This window comes from Pseudomonas sp. 2VD (assembly GCF_005503585.1).
GTDB classification, from domain to species: Bacteria; Pseudomonadota; Gammaproteobacteria; order Pseudomonadales; family Pseudomonadaceae; genus Pseudomonas; species Pseudomonas aeruginosa.
This window is the reverse complement of record NZ_SCND01000500.1, coordinates 1-3,462: the sequence shown is the minus strand read 5'-3', so window position 1 is coordinate 3,462 and position 3,462 is coordinate 1. Positions and strand designations below refer to the sequence as shown.

Annotated in this window: 5 protein-coding genes; all 5 read right to left on the bottom strand. The window is 68.6% G+C overall.

The window, feature by feature from the left end; all coding sequences use genetic code 11:
- Nucleotides 1-252: NTP transferase domain-containing protein (locus FFS27_RS30560; RefSeq protein WP_171019263.1), on the bottom strand; the 252-nt coding region annotated here is incomplete at its 3' end.
- Entirely contained in the window at nucleotides 252-1,223 is a 972-nt protein-coding gene (locus FFS27_RS30555; RefSeq protein ID WP_015503668.1) for an XdhC family protein, read from the bottom strand. The genes FFS27_RS30555 and FFS27_RS30560, both read right to left, overlap by 1 nt.
- A 3-nt stretch (nucleotides 1,224-1,226) precedes the next feature.
- Complete coding sequence (locus FFS27_RS30550; protein WP_023101590.1) at nucleotides 1,227-2,474, bottom strand: cytochrome c; 1,248 nt, start codon at nucleotides 2,472-2,474, stop codon at nucleotides 1,227-1,229.
- 2 nt (nucleotides 2,475-2,476) lie between these two features.
- Nucleotides 2,477-3,016, bottom strand: a complete 540-nt coding sequence (locus FFS27_RS30545; RefSeq protein WP_003094903.1) for a (2Fe-2S)-binding protein — start codon at nucleotides 3,014-3,016, stop codon at nucleotides 2,477-2,479.
- The coding region (locus FFS27_RS30540) for a molybdopterin cofactor-binding domain-containing protein (RefSeq protein WP_137952441.1) at nucleotides 3,009-3,462 on the bottom strand (454 nt) is incomplete at its 5' end. The genes FFS27_RS30540 and FFS27_RS30545, both read right to left, overlap by 8 nt.

Below are 3,462 nucleotides of genomic sequence, written 5' to 3'. Positions count from 1 at the left end.
GCTGTGGCCCATGCCCGACGAGGCGTCGAGGCTGTGGACAAGCCGCTGTTGCGCCGGCAGGCCCAGGCTCGCCGGGGTGTCTCCGGCACGCACCACCACCCGCACCTCGGCGAACGCCTCGCGCGCCCGCGCCACGCTGGCCGCCAGCAGGGTCGTGCCATCAGCCAGGCGCGCCAGGCGCTTGTCGCTGCCGAAACGGCGCCCCTGCCCGGCCGCCAGGACCAGGCACAGCACCTCGTCGGCGGCGACCATCAGAGCCGCTCGCGGGGAATGCCGTTGCGGATGCGAAGAATGTCCGCCAGCACCGCCAGGGCGATTTCCGCCGGCGTCTTGCTCCCCAGGTTGAGGCCGATCGGCGCGTGGATCCGCGCCAGTTCGGCGTCGCCCAGGCCGCCGATGCGCCGCAGGCGCTCGAAGCGTTTCTCCGAGGTCGCCCGCGACCCCATCACGCCGATATAGAAAGCTTCGGTACGCACCGCCTCGAGCATCGCCAGGTCGTCGATCTTCGGATCGTGGGTCAACGCCACCACCGCCGTATCGGCGTGGCAACCGCCGTCGGCGATGAACAGCGAGGGCAGCTCGCGACGGATCTCGATGCCCTCCAGCAGCACGCCGCGCAAGGCTTCTTCGCGCGGGTCGCAGAGGATCACCTCGAAGCCCAGGCCCTTGCCGAACTCGGCGCAGGCATGGGCGACGCTGGAATAGCCGGCCAGCAACAGGCGCTGGGCGGCACCGACGCGCAGGCGCACGCGCTCGCCGTCGCGTTCCGCCCGTGGGCCGTGGCTGGAATCGTCGCGCAGGCTGCGCGCGCCGCTGCCCAGTTCGACCTCGCGGAGCAGGCGGCGCTGGCCAAGCAACGCCGACTCCAGCTCGCGCAGATGGGCCTGGACGTCGCAGTCCGGCGCCAGGTTTTCCACCAGTACGTCGAGGATGCCGCCGCAGGGCAGGCGCACGTTCGAGTTCGGGTCGTCACCCTCGCCGTAGCGCACGATCACCGAGGGCTCGGGGAAACCGCCGGCGGCGACCCGCTCGAGGAAATCATCCTCGACGCAGCCGCCGGACAGCGAGCCGATCCATTCACCGCTGGCGTTCACCGCCAGCAGCGATCCCGGCGCGCGGGGCGCCGAGCCGTAGGTCGTGAGCACGGTACAGAACCACACCCGTTCGCCGCCCACGGACCACTTCAGCGCCTTGCGGACCACCTGTAGATCGAGGTGTTGCACGATTCACTTCACCTTGACGGTATGCACCGAAGCGCTCTCCGTCTTCAATTGCGCGACCTGTTGGGGACCGAGGTCACCGGGCAATCCGCCCCAGGTCTGGCGCAGGTAGTTGAGCAGGTCCGTGAGTTGCTCGTCGTCGAGTTTCCCGGCGAAACCGGGCATCGGTTGCATGCGTTCGAAGCCGGTGAACTGCTGTTCGACGATGCCGTCTTCGATCACTCGCAACAGATTACGCGGGTCTTGCAGGCGCAGGGTAGTGTTGCCGTTCATCGCCACCGCGATATGCGGCTTGCCCTCGCCTTCGCCGCCGTGGCAGCCGGCGCAGACGTTGAGGTACTGCTGGCGACCGCGCTTGCCGCTGTCGTTCAGCTGCGCCTCGGGTAGCGCCTGGACCACCTTGGCCGGCGGCGGCTGGTCGCCGAGCAGGTAGGTGGCCATGGCCGCCAGGTCGCCGTCGTCGAGGTGCTGGGTGCTGTGGTGCACCACCAGGAACATCTCGTTGAACATGCTGCCCTGGGCGCTCATGCCGTGCTTGAGGAAGCTCGCCAGGTCCGGCTGGGTCCAACCGCGCGCGGCAAGGTCGCCGGGCAGCAGGCTGGGCGCCAGGTAGCCGTTGAGCAGGCCGCCGCTCAGGCGCTTGTCCTGCTCCAGGGCGCCGGCCAGGTTGCGCGGGGTATGGCACTCGCCGCAGTGGCCGAGCACCTCGACCATGTACTGCCCGCGTTTCCAGGCCTCGCTGCGCCCTTCCTCCGGCTGCAAGCGCACGCTCTTGCCGTAGAGCAGGTTCCAGCCGGCCAGGCCCATGCGCACGTTGAACGGGAAGCTCAGGCTGGTCTGCGGCGCCGGCCGGGCGATCGGTTCCTGGGCCATCAGGTAGGCGTAGATGGCGTCGGCATCCTCGCGCTCGATCAGGTGATAGGAGGTGTAGGGCATCGCCGGATAGAGGTAGGCGCCGTCCTTGCGCTTGCCCTCGGTAAGAGCGGCGAAGAACTCGTCGGCGCTGTAGGCGCCGATGCCGTGTTCCTTGTCCGGGGTGATGTTGGTGCCGTAGATGGTGCCGAACGGCGACTGGATCGGCAGTCCGCCGGCGAACGGCGCGCCGCCCTCGGCGGTATGGCAGGCCATGCAGTCGGCGGCGCGGGCGAGGTATTCGCCGCGCTTGACCAGCGCCGCGTCGGCGCCGGCGGCGGAGGCCAGGAACGGCGACAGCGCGGCCAGCGCCAGGGCGAGGCCGGAAAGGGTTCGCTTCATCCTCAAGCCTCCTTGACCAGGCCGAGTTCGTCGAGCACGTCGCGGGTGGCGCTGTAGTAGCGCACGTAGCCGGTGCAACGGCAGATGTGATGGCCGAGGCTGTCCTCGATCGCCTGCTCCAGCTCGCTGCGCTTGATCGGCTGGCGCTGGGCTTTTTCCACCAGCACGGTGGCGGCGTTGACGAAGCCCGGCGCGCAATAGCTGCACTGGAAGGCGAACTGGTCGACGAACTTCTGCTGGATCGGGTTCAGCTCGCGGATGTCGCCATTCTCGTCGCGCTGGGCATGGCCCTCGATGGTGCGAACCTTCTTGCCGTCGAAGTAGTGCGCGCCGGTGATGCAGGTGCGCACTTCCTCGCTGGTGCCGTCCGGATTGTCGACGATCACCACGCAGGCATGGCAGATGCCCTGGCCACAGCCCAGGCGCGAGCCGGTGAGGTTCTGGTATTCGTGCAGGTAGTCGATCATCGGCAGGTCTTCGGCGACCTCCACCGGACCGACGGCTTGACCGTTGAGGGTCATCTGGAGCTTGCGGTTAGCCATGGAGGGCCTCCTTGATGCGGGCGGGAGTGATGGGCAGGTCGCGGACGCGCTTGCCGGTGGCGTGCGCCACGGCGTTGGCGATGGCGCCGACCACCGGGATCATCACCACCTCGGCGATGCCCTTGGCCGGATCGGTCGGTGACAGCGGCGGGAGGATCTCCGCCGTCTGGTTCCACACCGCCACGTCCTTCGCCCGCGGCAATCGGTAGCGGTTGAAGTTCCAGTCCCCTTCCGCGGGGCCGCCCTCGTAGAGCGGCATTTCCTCCAGCAGCGCATGGCCGATACCCATGGCGATGCCGCCCTCCAGCTGGCCCTTGACCAGCTCTGGCACCAGCACCCGGCCGCACTCGATCCAGGAATGGTGGTCGAGCACCTGCACCTCGCCGCTGCCCTTGTTCACCTTCAGCTCGACCACCATTCCTGGATCGAGTGCGGCCGGGTGCTGG

What these genes read in the sequence shown, in the direction of transcription:
- FFS27_RS30550 (WP_023101590.1), bottom strand. Translation starts at nt 2,474, where the DNA reads ATGAAGCGAACCCTTTCCGGCCTCGCCCTGGCGCTGGCCGCGCTGTCG.
- FFS27_RS30545 (WP_003094903.1), bottom strand. Translation starts at nt 3,016, where the DNA reads ATGGCTAACCGCAAGCTCCAGATGACCCTCAACGGTCAAGCCGTCGGT.